We start from the raw sequence: 18,377 nt of genomic DNA on the forward strand, positions 1-18,377 counted from the left end.
AGAGAGTTTCTTAGCTCTCTAAGTAAATTTGTAAATTAGAAACGGTATTCAAAATTAGCCGAGAAGTTACGTCCAGGTTCATAATAGCGTTGTAATCCAGGATAGCCACCGTAAGTTGCATTTTCACGTACTCCAACAGAATTAACGATTCCACCTGTTGTATTTAAACCACGTAAAGTATCCCAAGTATGATATTTACGGTTAAACAAATTATAAATACCGGCACGTAATGTAATATTCTCTGTTGGTTTATAGAAACCGTATAAATCCACAACAAAGGCTTTAGCATTTAAGTGCTTCCAGGTATCTAAACCTGTCTCGTGAGAATATTCAGTACAACGAATGTCATATTCATCCCCCCAATAAGGGTAATACGGATTTGGCGTTCTATCCTCTTTAAGGCATTTTTCCGGTAATGTTTTTAAATATTTTGCATCTTTCGCCTTTTTAGCCCCCAAGAATGTGAAGCGAGAAAATACTCCCCATTTACCTTCAGGTTGTTCATAATCTAAGCCAACTACGGCTTTAATCGGCTGAATAGAAAGTAAATCTGCCCCGTTAGACATACTACCTTTGCTGTAACCGAAGGCTCCAAATAGCTTCCAGCCTTCAGGTATTGGCATAGCTGAATTTAAATTCCATTTACCACTCACTTCTAGCCCATAGATTTTCGCAGAATCAATATTTTGCATTTGCTGTACCGGGCGCCAAAACTCTCTACCATATGCTTGGTAAACATCCCAGGTTTCTTGCTCCCATAAAAAATCTTTATATTTAGTATGGTGGAAATTAACTGAGAGCAGCCCAACATTGCCACTACCTTGCAAACTTAAATTTTGGCTTAAACTACGTTCCGCTTTTAGGTTTGGATTGGACATCCAAGCTCCTGCAGCATTATCACGGTAATCAAAATACATTTCTGATGCATTTGGAATACGGAAGCCTGTCCCAATGTTATATCCTACTTTCCATGCCTCAGTCAGATGTTTTTCTAAACCGGTAACCCAAGTTAGTTGATTAAATTTCGCATTGTCAGTTTTTACGCAGTTACGACAAACAAGACCATTGAGTTCTTGCTGTTCATACTTCGCCCAATCATAACGAATGCCTAGAGTTGCAATCCAATCATGCGTTAAATCAATCTTATCGTGCAATGAAAAAGTGTGCTGTTTCGTTTTAATTGGGTACATCATCGTAGAATCGGGAGAATTTACCCAAACACCGGATAAATAAACCGAGTCCTTATGTAATACATCGAAATCTCTCTCTGCAGTAGAGGCTTTGAAAGATAGCTGATGAGTCCATTTACCAAATTCTAATGCTTGGCTGTCTAAACGGAAATTTAAGCGTTTCAATTCAGTATTAAAAATACGAATATTATTGTCACTTGGTTTTCTTTGTTTAGCAGGGCTCCAGTCTGTTGCCTCTTCAGCGCGTGTACCTTCATAGTTATAAGCAGATGTTTCAGTATCTTGATAATCTGCATCTATCTTCGCTAGAGATATCCATTTTGACTCTGGGAAATACTCATAAAAAACATTTACTGTATCACGTTTACTACGGTCTTCCGCTTCACGCCAAAAAGAAGTAATAGTAACGGCTGAATCTTCGATAATATAATTTTTATTATTTTGCCCACTGTAAGAAACACCAACGCGGTGATTATCATTAAATCGATAAGCAAATTTGGCTAAATAATTATGATGATTATGAGTAGAATCATCAGGAGTTTGTTTACTACTGCGTAAAGAGCGAGTTTGTAGAGAATCTTCAGGAAGAGTATAACCTCCTGCACTTTTCATTTCATGCCCATGGCGATTTGAATAAACCAATATCGCCTCAGCTTTCTCACCTAAATATCCAACACCGAATGTATTCAACCATTCATTATTACGAGTACCATATCCTGTGCGATAAAAAGCACCAAATTTATTACCGTTACGAACAATATCATAAGGCTCAAGCGTCCGATAATTAACTCCGCCGCCTAAATTACCACTACCTTGATTGAAAGAATCTGCACCTTTAGATACTTCAATAGTACGAGCTAATTCCGGATCTATAGATTGGCGAGATGTATTTAAATTACCATAGCGTTTATAAAGGGAATTTTCTTCTGAATCAGGAAGCGAGACACCATCAATACTTATTCCGACACGGTTGTCTTCCACTCCACGAATAGCAAATCCTTTTTGATGTCTACCTTGGTTAACAATGCCAACATCAGGGCTATAACGAACTAAATCTCGATTATTTTGAATCAACTCTTGCTGAATTATCTCTTTATTTTTCTTTTCTATAGAAGCCTTCACATCTTCTTTAGCTACAACATTCACTTCAGATAATTCCGCTGTTGTTTCTTCAGCATAGGTAGCTTGTGAAGACAAAATACTACTAACGCTTAAAGCCAATATAGTCGGGCACAATTTTTTAGACTTTATTGAATAAGAGGTAAACACCATGATTCTCCCTAGATAGATTTTTAATATACTTTATTATTAATAAGATGTATTATCAGTTACATCACATTTATAGTCAATAATGATTCTCATATGGATTGAAAGTTTTCACTCTTTATAGTAATCTAAAAAAACACTATTTAAATTGAGGTATTTTATGACAACCAACCGTCAAGAGGTCTTACAAAACCGTTTAGGTCCAGAAATTGAAGAATTAAAACAACAAATCAAAACTATAATGCTTGCAACCATAGATAAAGATGGTGTACCGAATGTGAGCTATGCCCCTTTTGTAATTAATAACGGCGAATATCAAGTCTTAATCACTACTATTGCCCGTCACGCTCGTAATTTACAAGAGGTGCCAAAAGTCTCTTTAATGCTAATTGAGGATGAAAGTAAGAGCCGTCAAATTTTTGCCCGTCGTCGCTTAACCTTTGACGCAACAGTGCGAATGATTGAACGTACTGATGAGGAATGGAATAATAGCATTGCAGCACTTAAAGCTCGTCACGGTGATTTAGTTGATGAACTGTCAAATATGCAAGATTTCAAGCTCTTTAGCTTTAAGCCAACGGCTGGCCTATTTGTAAAAGGATTTGGTAAAGCCTTTGATGTTGGTGTTGATGACTTAATTAATGTCGTTCATTTAGACCAAGGCCACCAAACTGCCTAATTGCGAAATAAACTCACGGCTATAAATAATCCTATTTATAGCCGTTTTTATTACGACAAGCGGTCAAATTTTTTGGAAAATTTACCGCTATTTTAGTACAATAACGACACTATTCTATGAGCTAAACGCAACTAAAAAAAGGAAATCCTATGCAACCTAAAGCGAAACTCAGAAAAGATTATCGAGCTCCCGATTTCACTATTACTGATATTTATCTTGACTTCCAACTTGACCCGGATCGCACTTTTGTCACCTCAAAACTAACTGTCGTGCGTAAAAATCCTGAGGCGACCACACTTCGTTTAGACGGTCATAGTTTCGATTTCCTTTCGCTTAAATATGACGGTGTGCCGTTTTCTGCCTTTCAAAAAGATGATGAATCTTTAACCTTAAATTTAGCCGATGTGCCTGCCGAGCAGTTCGAGCTTGAAATTGAAACCGCATTAAATCCGGCACAAAACACCTCGTTACAAGGTTTGTATAAATCGGGCGACGGGCTTTGCACCCAGTGTGAGGCTGAAGGTTTCCGCCAGATTACCTATATGCTCGACCGCCCTGATGTACTTGCAAAATATACGACAAAAATCACCGCTAGTAAGAGCAAATACCCGTATCTGCTTTCTAACGGTAACCGCATCGCACAAGGCGAGTTGCACGATGGCAGACACTGGGTGGAATGGCAAGATCCGTTCTTTAAACCAAGCTATTTATTTGCATTAGTAGCCGGTGATTTTGACTTACTCCAAGATAAATTCATCACCAAAAGCGGACGTGAAGTCACGCTCGAAATTTATGTCGATCGTGGGAATTTAGACCGAGCTCCGTGGGCAATGGAGAGCTTAAAACGTTCAATGAAATGGGACGAAGAGCGTTTCGGTTTGGAATACGATTTAGATATTTATATGATTGTTGCCGTTGATTTCTTCAATATGGGAGCAATGGAAAACAAAGGGCTGAATATTTTTAACTCTAAATTTGTATTGGCAAAACCGGAAACCGCAACCGATACCGATTATTTAGATATTGAAGCGGTGATTGCCCACGAATACTTCCATAACTGGACGGGCAACCGCATTACCTGCCGTGACTGGTTCCAATTAAGTCTAAAAGAGGGCTTAACCGTCTTCCGTGATCAGGAATTTACCTCTGATTTATGGTCTCGTTCGGCAAAACGAATTGAAGATGTGCGTTTACTGCGTACTGTGCAATTTGCCGAAGATGCCAGCCCGATGGCTCACCCAATTCGTCCGGAGAAAGTGATTGAAATGAATAATTTCTACACCGTGACCGTGTATGAAAAAGGGGCGGAAATTATTCGTATGATTCACACCCTGTTAGGCGAAGAAAAATTCCAACAAGGTATGCAGCTTTATGTGGCAAGACACGATGGTTCTGCGGCAACTTGTGAAGATTTCGTTAAGGCAATGGAAGATGCTTCAGGCGTTAATCTTGAACAATTCCGCCGTTGGTATAGCCAATCCGGCACGCCTGAGCTCACCATTTCCGATGAATATGATGAAACCCGCAAGGCATACCGCTTGCATATTTCACAAATGACACCGGCAACCCACGATCAGATGGATAAACTCAATCTGCATATTCCGCTTAAAGTAGCGTTATATGGTGAACAGGACGGTAAACGCATTCCATTACAATATGAATTATTAACCGTAAGCGATGTGTTAGATGTAACCGCAGAACACCAAACCTTTGAGTTTCATAATGTAACACAACGCCCGGTGCCGGCATTGCTGTGTGATTTCTCTGCACCGGTACGGTTAGATTACAACTATACCACCGAGCAGCTTTTAACCTTACTCAAACACGCTGAAAATGATTTTGTGCGTTGGGACGCAGCACAAATGCTCTACACCAATGAATTGCGTGAAAATTTAAGCCGTTATCAGCAACAGCAGCCTCTCAACTTCTCAGAAGGGTTAGTGAATGCCTTAACGTTCGTGTTGGATAACTCAGCAAGCTCGCCGGAGCTAACGGCATTAACCCTCACATTGCCGAAAGAAACCGAGTTTGCAGAATCATTCAAAACCATTGACCCACAAGGCATTGCGGTTGTGCGTGAATTTATGCAGCATTCCATTGCTCACGCCTTGCAAGATAAACTATTAGCGGTTTATCACCAAAATCAATGTGGGGAATATCAAGTTGTAGCTGAAGATATTGCTAAACGAGCCTTGCGTAATGCTTGCTTAAGCTATTTAGCCTTTACTGATTTAGGCAATGCGTTGGTGCATAAGCATTACAATAATGCCGATAATATGACAGATACGCTCGCTGCATTACAAGCCGCAACCAAAGCCCAGCTAAGTTGCCGTGATGCGTTATTAGCCGATTTTGAGCAAAAATGGAAACACGACGGTTTAGTGATGGATAAATGGTTTATGCTACAAGCCACCCGACCGGACGACGATGTGTTATCCATCGTGCAAAATTTAATGGAACACCCAAGTTTTAACTTTAATAACCCGAACCGTTTACGTTCATTAGTAGGTGCATTCTGCGGTCAAAACCCGAAAGCCTTCCACGCCATTGACGGTTCAGGCTATCGTTTCTTGGTAGATACGCTGATTAAACTTAACGAAAGTAACCCACAAGTTGCTGCTCGACTTATTGAGCCGTTAATTAAACTCTCACGCTACGATAACCAACGCCAAACCTTGATGCGTCGTGGCTTGGAACGCCTGCGTGAGTTGGATAATCTAGCTCGGGATCTGTTTGAGAAAATTGAAAAAGCGTTAGATTAAACCAAGCAATACAAGCGGTGTAACTTGCAAATTTTTTCGGTATTATGTAGCAGTTGCACAAAACCCGAGATTTAATCTTAACCGCAGTAAAGTTTCTGATGTCCTTAGCTCCCAAAATAGAGTTAAGGGCATTTCTTTTACCTCATTTTAGCTGATTTCCTCACGTATTACATAAAATTTCCTTACAGCAGACGTAGCCAATCCGCTCAACCTTATCAAAGGTAAGCTGATTTTCCTGTACTTAAATTTCAGTTAGCTTTGCAGTTAAAAAACTAAGCAGCCAACAGTTCTTGCTCGTATCTCATTCGTTCGTTGAGGTTTTTAAAGTAAGCTTGGGAAATTTCTTCGGGGCTGAAAGCTCTCATACCGATAAGCTCTTGTGAGCGATGATTACCTTGCCAATAGCCTACCCATTCCCTTAGTGGTAATACCCATAAGCAACGTTTAAGAATATCACTAAATAGGTCGCCATTAGACTTTTGACGGTTATCCGACATAAAGGCAGCTTGGTTAGCATAATGTAGGGCATATTTATTGTCGCATTTGTGGTGTACACCACGATGTAAATCACGGAAACGAGCATTAAAGGATTCGGCTAAATTGTTGTTGATACCTTTTGCACTGTAACACTCTTTATGATTCACACTCCAGAGAGTGTAATGAAAATCTAAACCTTTATAGGCTGGATTTTCATCACACATAATATCACTACCTTGTTTCACGAATTGATGATTTAACGCCAAAACAGTTTTGGCATTTTCAGTGTAGTCCATTGCCACAATGGTTCTATTTGAACCCCATAGATTTTCATCATTAGAAGCACGTTGATTTAAGCTAATGATACAACGTTTAGTCGGTCTGAATTTTGGAAATTTCCGTCCTTTTTTATCGGCTTTTTGTTTCTGTTTATGGGCGTTTTTAGCGAAGTTAGTTGGACGTAATTTGAAATTAATCCACGCACCATCTTCGTGAATTTCACCTTGTAAGGGAGTTAAATCACGAGTTTTGAATAGGGCTTCACGTAGTTTATGGCAAAGGACAAAAGCGGTTTTGTAGTTAATGTTTAAGTGGCGGCTCATTGTTATTGCTGAAATACCTTTGACTTCATTCGCAAACAACAAAATTGCCGCTAAAATATCAACGAAAGGCAATTTATGAAAAGCAAATGCAGTGTTGGTGGTAATGTAGAAATGACGTTTGCAATGCTTGCAGCACCAACGTTTACGAGATTGAAGAAAATAAGCATTGTGGCGGATTCCGCAATGTGGACATACTATGTCCGTAATATCGTTAGGATTTCCCCAACGGTTGGCTTTTAAAAGTTGGAAGGCTTCATCTTCACTTAAACGAAAGATTTGTTTGAGATTTAAATTTTTAGATTTGCTTGAAAGCAGATAATGCTGCGCCATAAGTATTCCTTGTGTGTACAAGGTACTCAAAGCCAAACGCTAGACATAAAAAATCGCCCACCTGAATTTCAGGTCGGCTAAAAGCGTTTTCGTGCTTCGAATATCGTAATGAATACTCAGTGACAAATGCCAAGATAAGTTCAGACCAACATTCTGACTGCCTGTTACAGTCGTTGTCGATGGTAAATAAGCAATTAGATTACTCTTGTCTGGCGGGCCATCTCCTTGCAAACAAGGCTAAAGGCGAGATTTATTCTATTCGTAAGCAAGTTATAAATTGAAATCTTTACTATTCAGCATATTCCTTTTTAACAATAGTAAAACTTTAATAATAACTTATGAAACTATGTTAAGCATATTATCAATAACACTATTATGCCAATCCTTTTCCGTTTTCCCTTCTAATAAAGTTTGTTTAGAAATTTTCAATGAAAATTCATGAATTTTATATAAATCTTTAGGTTGGATATTCTTTTTAACAGCTTTTTTAAAAAAAGTAATAAATGTTGAAGTGTTCATAGGTATAACATCAACATGTCCTTTATAGATATTGCTATTTATTAATGAGGATGTGTAAAAATAGTTAATAACAGAATCTTGAAGTTTATCCGCAATAAAAATACCAAATGCAGGACCTTCTTGTTGAAGTCTTCCTATATGCCTATTTACAGGCTCTCCTTCCATATCATACTGTTTGCTTCCAGTAGATAAGCTAACTTCAACACCAATTTTAAAGCATCCATAATCACCAATGATGTCGCTTTTACCTCCACCTGCTGTTGAAATAGGATTACCCATATCATCAACTATAAAATTCCCTTGAACATCTCCGTGATTAATCATAGTCATTGCTCTCCATACATTCCATTCATAGTATGTTGGACGCATACTTGCAGGTTCAATTTCTTTGTTTGATATTTGATTAAAGGTATTTAGGATATCATCAATATCTTTTTGTTTTTTTACTTTTAACGTTACTATTTGATTGTTTATTAATTCTATTCTCTTTTTCTCACGTAATATGTTTAGCTTTGATTTTAGTTCGTAAATATCAAGATTAGGATCTACATATTCACCATTAAGTTCAATCATAGAATTAATAATGTTTTGTGAGCAATCATTAAGTAATTCTGGAATGCGTGGATTTGATATATATTTATCAAAATCCTCTCGATTCATATCAATAGGCATAATATCCCTAGAAACATTATCTAAGATATAATCAACTTCATTTTTTCTTGTTGGGTTTATTTGAAGTGATTTTCCTTTTGAATTTATTACCAGTCCGGTTGATTGAATAACTCGAAAAATTGAATCTGCATAATCAGATAAATTATTCATTTTCTTCTTTACAAATTCATCAACTGTTTTGGTTTCAGACTCTCTAGTTTTTATATTTCCTGACGCAATAATATCTTTATATAAAACTTTAAAAGTGTTTATTTTGTTCTGATGTTCAAATATTCGCAATGCTGTATTATTTTTCTTGGCTATATTACGCTCAACTCGATAATTAAGAATATTATTAACTACCTCATCAAAATTTTCATAATTAGTTAATGTCATTCCGTATGTCAGAAACTCATTGTATGTTAAATATCCTAGTTTATCTATCAATCTGAGTAGTTCTAGAAATGGTTTAATCTTAAAACACCCTTTATTACTTTCTTGTTCCTTATGTAAAACAGATGGTAATTGGTATTTTAGTACTTGATGTAACATGACATCTTCAAATAAAGCATTATTTTGTAACAATTCTCCTGCTTCAGTAATTCTAAACTTCTTATTTCTTTGAGTAATAAAAAAACCTAGAGCTTGAGGCATTCGTGTAAGTTTATCTCTTCCAGCAAATGCTTTATTTTTAGCATTACCTGCTTCTACCCCCGCAACCTGTTCTTTTGATAGCATCTCATAAAACTTCTCTTGTAAATCAGCATCATAATTCTGTCCATCAAGATTATATTTTTTAATAACCTTGACATACTCACTGAGTAATCTAGGATTTCTAGGACTAGTAAACCCTAGTAAAAATCGTTCACCAAATTTTGCCATGTTCTTAGATCTTATAGTTAGTTATGATTAAATGATTTGCTTCGGATTTAAACCTATTTCTGATATTAACAGAATATGATTTTGAATATGAGTATTTTATATACCCATTGTATAATTCACGAATTAAAGGGGTTTCACTAATAATCATCATTGAAGGTGATGATAAATTCTTAAAATCAACAGCTAACTTCCTATGCTCATCTTCTCTAAAGTCGCCAGTAAACACTTCATTTCCATAATCACTAAAAGTAGTATCGTAAGGGGGATCTAAAAAGATAAAATCTTTTGGTCCTGCAAGCTCAAATCCCTTTTCATAACTACCATTATATATTTCGCTTTTTGATAATAGATTATGATGTTTTTGCTCTAAAAGACTTGTATTGAAGTTAGCATACCTACCATAAGGAACATTAAATTCCCCTTGAGAATTATATCTAATCATACCTGAATATGCTGTTTTATTAATAAAAAAGTAAATAGCTGATTGGCTATATTCATGCTTAATTTTGTTATTAAACATATCTCGGATTCGGTAATATAATTCCTCATTAGGGTCATCCACTCTTTTTTGAGGAATGACAGTTTTTCTATTTATAAAGATTTCTCTGTTAAATTCATATTTTCTTTGTAAATCCAATAAATCTTTTTTCACAGTTTCAAAATTATCACTTCCAACTTCTTGATAAAATTGGATTAAACTAGAATTTATATCACTTACAAACGCTTTCTCAGGTTCTAAATAAAAATACGTAGCTCCACCGCCTAAGAATGGCTCATAGTAAGTCTCAAATTTAGGAATTAAATGTATATAATTAGGTATTTCTTTTGATTTTCCACCACGATATTTCAAAATTGGCTTCATTAATTTTTCCTTGATATTTGCAAATTGAACGATTATCTATCACTATAAATTCTAATCACAAAAATAAAAAAGACGACCTATTACTAAGTTGCCTTTGCTTTTTGTATTTACCGTTAAGTGTAATTTAGCTCAACTACCATTCGTAGCCGATACCCACAGAACTAACAATATCACCTTGTGTATTGGTACTACCATTTAACCTAAGTAATAGTTTACCAACCGCTTATTTTGAGATTTCAGACAAAATTTTAAAGGAAACATCAAAGGCCTTTTGCGTATCACCAGATAATAGGCGATAATGATTAAGTAAATTGGATTCATTTTCTGTTAGTGAATTGGGGTTAATAGCACTATTAAACATTTCACCTTCACCTGTAATTAGCCAATGTAGATTAATCTCCATTGTGCTAGCCATCTTTAATAATGACTCCATATTTGGAGCTCGCTCTTCCAATAAATAGTTTTGGACAGTTCGGTATGGTATTGATGTTGCTTCCGAAAACCCTTTTATATTCAATCCCTTACTATCGATAACTAATTTCAGACGCTTACATATACTCATAATGGTATATCCTTATTGATAAATATCACTCTATATGGTATATTTAACCATGTCGTATATACTCAATATAACATAAATAAACTAAAATGGTACAACACTTCTTACTTTCTAGTAAAGCCCGAACGCTTTCGCCCATCAAGATAGCCCGACTATCTGATGATGAAGCGTTTTCAATGCTATGCGATATTCGTTGGGGAAGTGAAAAGAATGTCGTGTGTCCAAAATGCGGTATTCAGCATCAAGCCTACTTTATCTCTACTCGCAAGCAGTGGCGATGTAAACATTGTAAGCATACCTTTAGCATTACTTCAGGTACAATTTTTGCGAATCACAAGTTGCCGATTCAAACCTACTTGTTCGCTATTGCGTTATTTGTGAATGCGGTAAAAGGGATTTCCGCTTGCCAACTGTCTCGTGACTTGAACGTACAGTACAAAACGGCATTTACGCTGGCTCATAAGATTCGTGAAAGCCTGATTATTCAACGTGAGCTATTCCCCCTAGTAGGCGAAATCCATATAGATGGAACTTACATTCATTCTGCGCCACGCCCAAAGAATAAGAAAGTAGAACGTATGGATAGACGTTTAAAAGCCAATACCAATCCAAACAAGCGTGCGGTATTGGTGATGCGTGAGCGTTACGCTGAACAGGACACTTTATCTAATCCGCAGTTAGTTGGTGCAAAGCGAACCATCACTTTCCCTATTCTCTCAGAGAACACAGAAACGGTGAAGAAAGTGGCTGCTGCGTACATTGAGCCAAACAGCCGTATTCATGCGGACGAAAACTCAGCTTATGATGAATTAATAGTGAATTACGACCTACAACGAGTAAATCATCAACATGAATATCGTAGCGATGAAGGCGTTACTAATAACCTTGCGGAAAGTTACTTCGCACGTTTCAAACGTATGTATTACGGACAAGTCCACAAGATGAGTAACGTGTATCTTGATAATTATGCCAACGAAGTCGCCTATCGTGAAGATACTCGTAAACTGGACAATTTAACCATTTTCAATGATATCACCAGTAAATGCCTCAGCACGTCATCAGATAATGCTTGGAAAGGCTATTGGCAAGGTAATCATCGACAAGTAGAACGGCTGGTAATGTAATGGCAAAGAAAATCTATTTAAGTCAAATTCAAGCAAAAATTGACCGCTTGCAGCGTGAGCGTAAACAAGTGCTAGAACACCTTACGTTAGTGGAAGATAAACTCAATAAACTACAAGCTGCTATTGAAATTATGCAGGAAGAAGCCCTGACTGATGAATACAATACAGAGCTTTATACTTATCAAACTCATAAACGCCATTTCAAAGGCAAGTTACGCCAAATGGTACTGGCAGAGATGAAGGCTCAACCAAACCATGAATTTACCGTTAATGAATTGATTAAGCTCATTCTTATTCGAGATAAACAAGAACCAATCATTCAACCGCAGCATACTGTTTCTGTTCGTGGCGCATTAAAACACTGGCTTAATAAAGGTGTCGTCGAACGATTAGCATTAAAAGCAAATAATGTACGGTGGAGGTTGAAAATGTAACTATTTCGCCTTCAAACGCCAATAACACGTTTTCCCTTCTAGCTTTTTCTCAACCAATGAATGCTTAACAAGATGATTTAGCGTGCTATGCATTGTTTGTAAGTGTAAACGTGGCACGCCGTTATCAATAGGCTGGTTATCTAATTTCAATGCTTGAAGGGTAATTTCATTCGTATGAAACCATTTTTCAGGTTGCTTTTTAAGAATATGCGCCACTAATTGACGTGGTGATGACTGAAAACGAACATTGCGAGATTTCTTACTTAATGAAAAATCTGAATCTCTTGCGTGATTTAGCGCAGTTCGATAGTCTAAAATTTTCTGATTTAATCCCTTTATCTTAGCTTCAAATTCAGCCCTTTCTTGTTCTGCAAGGGAAATTTCTTCAATCAATAATTTTTCTAACGCATTCATTTTTTCTTACCTTTAAATTACAATGAGATAAGAAAAATGTAGCAGAAACACTTAGTTAAATCTTTGTGCAACTGCTACATAATACCGAATTTTTTTACAAATTACACCGCTTGTTAGTTAATACCTTACCTCAAACCTCTCAAACCTTTCCGAACCAAGATAATCGCTCACAATTACCTGTTCCACCTTTGCAGCAGATGAGCCTTGTTGTAACCAATTTTCCAGTTGAGCCATTGTCTGTTCATCCGCTTCAGCGACTACTTCTACCGAGCCGTCATCACGGTTTCTGACATAGCCTTTCACGCCTAATTTTTCGGCTTCTTTTAACGTAAAAAATCGAAAAGCGACGCCTTGAACCCGTCCGTAAACCGAGAATAATTTTGCGACCATTCTTCCCCCATAAAAATAGGCTGCTTATTTTTCAATAAACAGCCCATAATGTCTTATTTCACGATGTAGAGGTTACGCAGTAAAATATCATCTTGCGGATCTTTACCCTCATAGCCTTTCACGTAAGGTTTCACCAAACGAGGGTTTACATAGTTATAAATCGGAATAATCGCATAATCTTTGGCTAACTGCTCCTCTGCTTTTGCATAAGCAGCTGCACGACCGGCTGCGTCTGTCGCTTTGTAAGATTCTGCTACCGCATCATCATACGCTTGGTTCTTATAGAACGCCGTATTGTTGCTGGAGTTCGATAAGAAATAGTTCACAAAAGTGGTTGCTTGGTTATAGTCTGCCGACCAACCTGCACGAGAAACATCATAATTTGCATTGCGGCGGGTATCTAAGAACGTTTTCCACTCTTGGTTTTCCAATTTTACATCAACAATGCCGTCTGTGCCTTGTTTCCATAATGATGAAACTGCAATCGCAATTTTCTTGTGGTTGTCGTTGGTATTATAAAGAATAGTAAATTTTAACGGGTTCGCTTTACTGTAACCGGCTTCTTCCAATAATTTCAACACTTTGGCTTTTCTATCTGCCATTAATTCTTTAGAATAAGCAGGTTGCTGAATTTTTTCGCCCTCGTGAATATAAGGAGGTGTAAACACATAGGTTGGGGTTTGACCTTGTCCTAACACTTTATCGGTAATAATGGTGCGATCTAAAGCTAAGTTTAACGCCTCACGCACTTTCACATTATCAAACGGCGCTCGTTTATGGTTAATTTCATAGTAATAAGTAGAAAGGGTTCTTGCCGTAAACACTTCGTTTGGAATCTCTTTTTTCAAGGTTGCAAACTGCTCTGGTGGAAGAGTATAGCTGGTCATATCCAAGTCACCGGCACGGTAACGGGAAACATCGGTTGTGGCATTGGCAATGGCTAAGAAAGTTGCTTTATTAATCACAGTTTCTTTATCATTCCAATAATTTTTATTACGCTCAAACACGATTTTTTCATTAATGACGTGATCAGCTAAGGTATAAGCTCCGTTTCCAACCAGATTGCCTTTTTTCACCCAAGCATCACCGTATTTTTCAACGGTCGCTTTATGTACAGGTAATAAAGAAGAGTGTGTGACCAACTCTACCGCATACGGCACAGGTTGGCTTAACTGCACTTGGAAAGTATGATCATCAATCGCTTTAACCGCTAATTCCTCTGGCTTTTTCTTGCCGTCAATAATATCTTGGGCATTTTCTACATTGAGATAAGTTAAATAGCTTGAATAAGGTGAAGCCGTAAGTGGATTAACTAAACGCTGCCACGCAAATACGAAATCGTGGGCTGTCACGGCATCACCGTTTGACCATTTAGCATCTTGGCGTAATTTGAACGTCCACGTTTTGTAATCCGGTGTATTTTCCCAACTTTCCGCCACACCCGGCTGAATATTGCCGTCTGTGTCTTTCGTAACCAGCCCTTCAAATAACTGATAAGCAACTTGCGATTCCGGCACGCCCTCAATTTTATGTGGATCAAAACTTGATGGCTCAGAAGCATTATTAATCGTAATTTCTTGTTTTTCTGCAAGCGTTGTTCCTTCAGGTACTTTCGCTGCAAATACATTTGTCGATAAACCTAATACTAACGAGGTTGCTAATAAAGAAAGCGAAAATTTTGACTGCATATTTAATCTCCATTTATAAAATAATGACTGGGTGCAAAATAATATGTTTCGAATTAATTTTTTTAAGTCTAGGCATTATTATTTTGATTGCAAGAAGATTTTTTAAAAAATGTGATAGATATCACCTTTCAATACAAAAATTGCATAAAAAAATACCGAAGAAAATAGCTCTATAAACTCTGATAATGACTAGATAACTTACTAGAACAGCTGTATTATTCAGAACAATATTCTAAACATATTTAAAAAAGACTATTTTTAGGCTTATTACACAGAATAAAAATCCTTATTTAACTGAAAAATACCGTTTTACTTTCATTTTTTTAATCGTTATATTCACTCCATATCAGCAAGCGGTCATTTTTGTAAAATTGTTTGCAAATTTAACCGCTTGTATAGCCAAAATTATTTATTTGAGTTGGAACATTTTATGCAGCAAGCCAAAACCCTATATCAAAAACTATTCGACTCACACGTTGTGTATGAAGCCGAAGGCGAAACACCGATTATTTATATTAACCGCCACTTAATTCACGAAGTCACTAGCCCGCAAGCGTTTGACGGCTTGCGTGTTGCCGGTCGCCAAGTTCGCCAAGTCAGCAAAACCTTCGGTACAATGGACCACAGTATTTCAACCCAAGTGCGTGATGTACAGCAACTTGAAGGGCAAGCGAAAATTCAAGTATTAGAATTAGAAAAGAACTGTGAAGAAACCGGTATTCCACTGTTTGACATCACTAAAAAACAACAAGGTATCGTCCACGTAATGGGGCCGGAGCAAGGCTTAACTTTACCCGGTATGACCATTGTATGTGGCGACTCCCACACCGCCACTCACGGGGCATTTGGTGCGTTAGCCTTCGGTATCGGTACTTCTGAAGTGGAACACGTTTTAGCCACCCAAACCTTAAAACAAGCCCGAGCGAAGAGTATGAAAGTGGAAGTTCGCGGCAAAGTGAACCCGGGCATTACCGCAAAAGATATTGTGCTTGCGATCATCGGTAAAACAACTATGGCTGGCGGTACAGGTTATGTGGTGGAATTTTGTGGTGAAGCAATTCGAGATCTTTCAATGGAAGGACGAATGACGGTGTGTAATATGGCGATTGAGTTTGGTGCAAAAGCCGGTATTGTTGCCCCGGATGAAACCACGTTCGCTTACTTGAAAGACCGCCCAAATGCACCAAAAGGCAAAGATTGGGACGATGCTGTTGAATATTGGAAAACGCTCAAAACTGATGAAGGTGCAGTTTACGATGCGGAAGTGATTTTAGAAGCAAAAGACATTGCCCCACAAGTAACTTGGGGAACCAATCCGGGGCAGGTAATCGGTATTGATGATGTAATTCCAAACCCGGAAGATATGGCCGATCCGGTCACACGAGCTTCGGCTGAAAAAGCCTTAGCTTACATCGGCTTAGAAGCCCATACCGATATGAAAGATGTACCGGTTGATCAAGTCTTCATCGGTTCTTGCACCAATGCTCGCATTGAAGATTTACGAGCTGCGGCTGCGGTAATGAAAGGGCGTAAAAAAGCCGACAATGTAAAACGTATTCTCGTTGTGCCGGGTTCAGGTTTGGTAAAAGAACAAGCGGAAAAAGAGGGGTTGGATAAAATCTTCATCGAAGCCGGTGCAGAATGGCGTAACCCGGGTTGCTCAATGTGTTTGGGAATGAACGATGACCGCTTGGGCGAATGGGAACGTTGTGCCTCTACGTCTAACCGTAACTTTGAGGGCAGACAAGGACGTAACGGTCGTACCCACTTAGTCAGCCCGGCAATGGCGGCTGCGGCAGCGGTGTTCGGTAAATTTGTGGATATTCGCAAAGTGTCATTAAACGCATAATAGGAGGAAAAAATGGCAGGTATTAAACAACATTCAGGCTTGGTCGTTCCTCTTGATGCAGCGAACGTAGACACCGACGCAATCATTCCAAAACAATTTTTGCAAGCTATTACCCGTGTCGGCTTTGGTAAGCACCTTTTCCATGAATGGCGTTATTTAGATGCGGAAGAGACCCAAATCAACCCCGATTTCGTACTGAACTTCCCACAATATCAAGGTGCAACCATTTTACTCGCCCGTAAAAATTTAGGCTGTGGCTCTTCTCGTGAGCACGCCCCTTGGGCATTGGCAGATTACGGTTTTAAAGTAATGATCGCCCCAAGTTTTGCGGATATTTTCTACAATAACAGCTTAAACAACCATATGTTGCCGATTAAATTAACCGAAGGGGAAGTCGAAGAGATCTTCCAATGGGTGTGGGCAAATGAAGGAAAACAGATCCACGTTGATTTGGAAGCGATGACTGTAACTGTTGGCGAGAAAGTTTATCGCTTTGAGTTAGACGAATTTCGCCGCCACTGCTTATTAAATGGTTTGGATAATATCGGCTTAACACTTCAACACGAAGCAGCGATTGCAGCTTATGAGAAAAACATTCCGGCATTTTTACGCTAATTCAGACATAATAAAAACGGCTAGCATCTTTAAAGTGCTATCCGTTTTCTTTTTAGCAATTTTCTTTTAGGCAATTAACCTTCTCTACACTCTAACCACGGTACATTGTTCTTATAATAGGTTGAAATGAACTCTCGTGCCACTAACTCCACGAAACCACCTTCAATCGGTTGATAAGAACGATAACGCACTTCAAATTTGGTTCCTCTCCCGTTCAAACTAATATTCGCAATATGGTCGAAAGGATATACTTTTCCATTATCTAACTGGAAATAGATACCAAAATTCTCTTGCTTACGGCTTTCAGACCAAAGCGGGAAATAAGTCGCAAGGTAAGAACCCCCCCCTGTTAAGAAATTCTTACAATAATAGCTATAACGCTTAAAATCTTTCGGATTATTCAACTCCGCTTGGCTGATATTCTGTTTCAAATATCCAACCTGTGCTTGTTGCTTAGTTGAGTTTGATTGTGGTGAGGGCGTACAAGCAAATAAGCCAATTGCCACTGTTGCCATTAAAGCAATTTTGAATTTATTCATAAAAATCCCGATAAAATATTAAATTAAATCTGATATTTGCTTTTATCGCCAATATCAAAATGCAGCGGCATTCGCCATTTTTGAATACTCAGCACAAGAAGCAACAAGCCACAGACAAGGCTTAAAATTTGCACTAATAAAGGCCATTCTAGTGCAAAAGCAATCCACAATGCCGCCACTAAAAGCGGTTGGAAATTTAAGCCGAATACTCTAAAACAGAAATATTCTTTATAGCTTAATCCGCCGATCACCAGTAGCATTGCCCCGAACGCAAGCAAAGGGAAATTAAACACAGCACCAAGTAAACCAATCCAAGCAGAAAATTGGAAAATCAGGCGAAACGATTTGGCATAAAGATGTAAAGATGAAGCCAACATTGTGCCAGATACTAATAAACCATATTGTGCCGTTTGCGGATAATAAGGCAATAAAAGCAACATCAATGTAGCTAACACAAAACCGCTGCGGTAAATGATGATGGTTAAATAATCCAAAAAATCCATTGGGGATTTGATATGTGGATCTGCCATAACTGCCTCCTTAAA

At 38.0% G+C, this 18,377-nt stretch carries 16 protein-coding genes; 6 read left to right on the forward strand and 10 right to left on the reverse strand.

Translation table 11 applies throughout. From position 1 onward, the window contains the following. Positions 1-35 precede the first annotated feature (35 nt). Entirely contained in the window at positions 36-2,462 is a 2,427-nt protein-coding gene (locus tag EL242_RS10265; protein WP_172595360.1) for a TonB-dependent hemoglobin/transferrin/lactoferrin family receptor, read from the reverse strand. Positions 2,463-2,616: 154 nt separating this feature from the next. Here EL242_RS10265 and hutZ point away from each other — a divergent pair, with 154 nt between their 5' ends. After that, entirely contained in the window at positions 2,617-3,135 is a 519-nt protein-coding gene (gene hutZ, locus EL242_RS10270) for a heme utilization protein HutZ (protein WP_006249323.1), read from the forward strand. Between the two features lie 149 nt (positions 3,136-3,284). Further along, complete coding sequence (pepN, locus tag EL242_RS10275; protein WP_126302505.1) at positions 3,285-5,897, forward strand: aminopeptidase N; 2,613 nt, start codon at positions 3,285-3,287, stop codon at positions 5,895-5,897. A gap of 272 nt (positions 5,898-6,169) precedes the next feature. On the opposite strand, the gene EL242_RS10280 is transcribed toward pepN, so the two are convergent. The 4 genes from EL242_RS10280 to EL242_RS10295 form a co-directional block, all read right to left on the reverse strand. Further along, the gene (locus EL242_RS10280) at positions 6,170-7,306 is read right to left on the reverse strand and encodes an IS1595 family transposase (protein WP_126302506.1); all 1,137 of its coding nucleotides are present in this window, start codon (positions 7,304-7,306) and stop codon (positions 6,170-6,172) included. A gap of 336 nt (positions 7,307-7,642) precedes the next feature. Further along, positions 7,643-9,358: an AlwI family type II restriction endonuclease gene (locus tag EL242_RS10285; RefSeq protein WP_126302507.1), complete on the reverse strand. Its 1,716-nt coding sequence runs from the start codon at positions 9,356-9,358 to the stop codon at positions 7,643-7,645. Positions 9,359-9,362: 4 nt separating this feature from the next. Next, on the reverse strand, positions 9,363-10,220 hold the full coding sequence (locus EL242_RS10290) for a DNA adenine methylase (protein ID WP_126302508.1): 858 nt from the start codon (positions 10,218-10,220) through the stop codon (positions 9,363-9,365). 223 nt (positions 10,221-10,443) lie between these two features. Continuing rightward, on the reverse strand, positions 10,444-10,782 hold the full coding sequence (locus EL242_RS10295) for a helix-turn-helix domain-containing protein (RefSeq protein WP_126302509.1): 339 nt from the start codon (positions 10,780-10,782) through the stop codon (positions 10,444-10,446). 86 nt (positions 10,783-10,868) lie between these two features. Between EL242_RS10295 and EL242_RS10300 the strand changes: the two genes are divergently transcribed. Both EL242_RS10300 and EL242_RS10305 read left to right on the forward strand, forming a co-directional pair. Continuing rightward, a complete protein-coding gene (locus EL242_RS10300; RefSeq protein ID WP_126302510.1) occupies positions 10,869-11,903 on the forward strand; it encodes an IS1595 family transposase in 1,035 nt (344 codons plus the stop codon). After that, complete coding sequence (locus EL242_RS10305; RefSeq protein WP_126302511.1) at positions 11,903-12,337, forward strand: DNA repair protein; 435 nt, start codon at positions 11,903-11,905, stop codon at positions 12,335-12,337. Before EL242_RS10300 ends, EL242_RS10305 begins: the two co-directional genes overlap by 1 nt. Here EL242_RS10305 and EL242_RS10310 read toward each other — a convergent pair whose 3' ends face one another. From EL242_RS10310 to EL242_RS10320, 3 genes are all read right to left on the reverse strand, one after another. Continuing rightward, positions 12,338-12,751 (reverse strand): transcriptional regulator, encoded by a 414-nt coding sequence (locus EL242_RS10310; RefSeq protein WP_126302512.1) that lies wholly within the window; start codon positions 12,749-12,751, stop codon positions 12,338-12,340. 117 nt (positions 12,752-12,868) lie between these two features. After that, positions 12,869-13,141 carry an acylphosphatase gene (locus tag EL242_RS10315; RefSeq protein ID WP_126302513.1) on the reverse strand — a complete coding sequence of 91 codons (273 nt, stop codon included), beginning with the start codon at positions 13,139-13,141 and terminating at the stop codon, positions 12,869-12,871. A 53-nt stretch (positions 13,142-13,194) separates the two neighbouring features. Then, positions 13,195-14,829, reverse strand: a complete 1,635-nt coding sequence (locus tag EL242_RS10320) for an ABC transporter substrate-binding protein (RefSeq protein WP_126302514.1) — start codon at positions 14,827-14,829, stop codon at positions 13,195-13,197. 430 nt (positions 14,830-15,259) lie between these two features. Here EL242_RS10320 and leuC point away from each other — a divergent pair, with 430 nt between their 5' ends. Both leuC and leuD read left to right on the forward strand, forming a co-directional pair. Continuing rightward, positions 15,260-16,678 (forward strand): 3-isopropylmalate dehydratase large subunit, encoded by a 1,419-nt coding sequence (gene leuC / locus EL242_RS10325; RefSeq protein WP_126302515.1) that lies wholly within the window; start codon positions 15,260-15,262, stop codon positions 16,676-16,678. A gap of 12 nt (positions 16,679-16,690) precedes the next feature. After that, a complete protein-coding gene (leuD, locus tag EL242_RS10330; RefSeq protein WP_126302516.1) occupies positions 16,691-17,293 on the forward strand; it encodes a 3-isopropylmalate dehydratase small subunit in 603 nt (200 codons plus the stop codon). A 74-nt stretch (positions 17,294-17,367) separates the two neighbouring features. Here the strand turns inward: leuD and EL242_RS10335 are convergent, their stop codons facing one another. Both EL242_RS10335 and EL242_RS10340 read right to left on the reverse strand, forming a co-directional pair. Continuing rightward, the gene (locus EL242_RS10335) at positions 17,368-17,832 is read right to left on the reverse strand and encodes a hypothetical protein (protein ID WP_126302517.1); all 465 of its coding nucleotides are present in this window, start codon (positions 17,830-17,832) and stop codon (positions 17,368-17,370) included. Between the two features lie 23 nt (positions 17,833-17,855). Continuing rightward, positions 17,856-18,362 (reverse strand): DUF2301 domain-containing membrane protein, encoded by a 507-nt coding sequence (locus EL242_RS10340; protein WP_126302518.1) that lies wholly within the window; start codon positions 18,360-18,362, stop codon positions 17,856-17,858. Positions 18,363-18,377 lie beyond the last annotated feature (15 nt).

Source organism: Mannheimia haemolytica, assembly GCA_900638155.1.
Lineage (GTDB): Bacteria > Pseudomonadota > Gammaproteobacteria > Enterobacterales > Pasteurellaceae > Mannheimia > Mannheimia glucosida.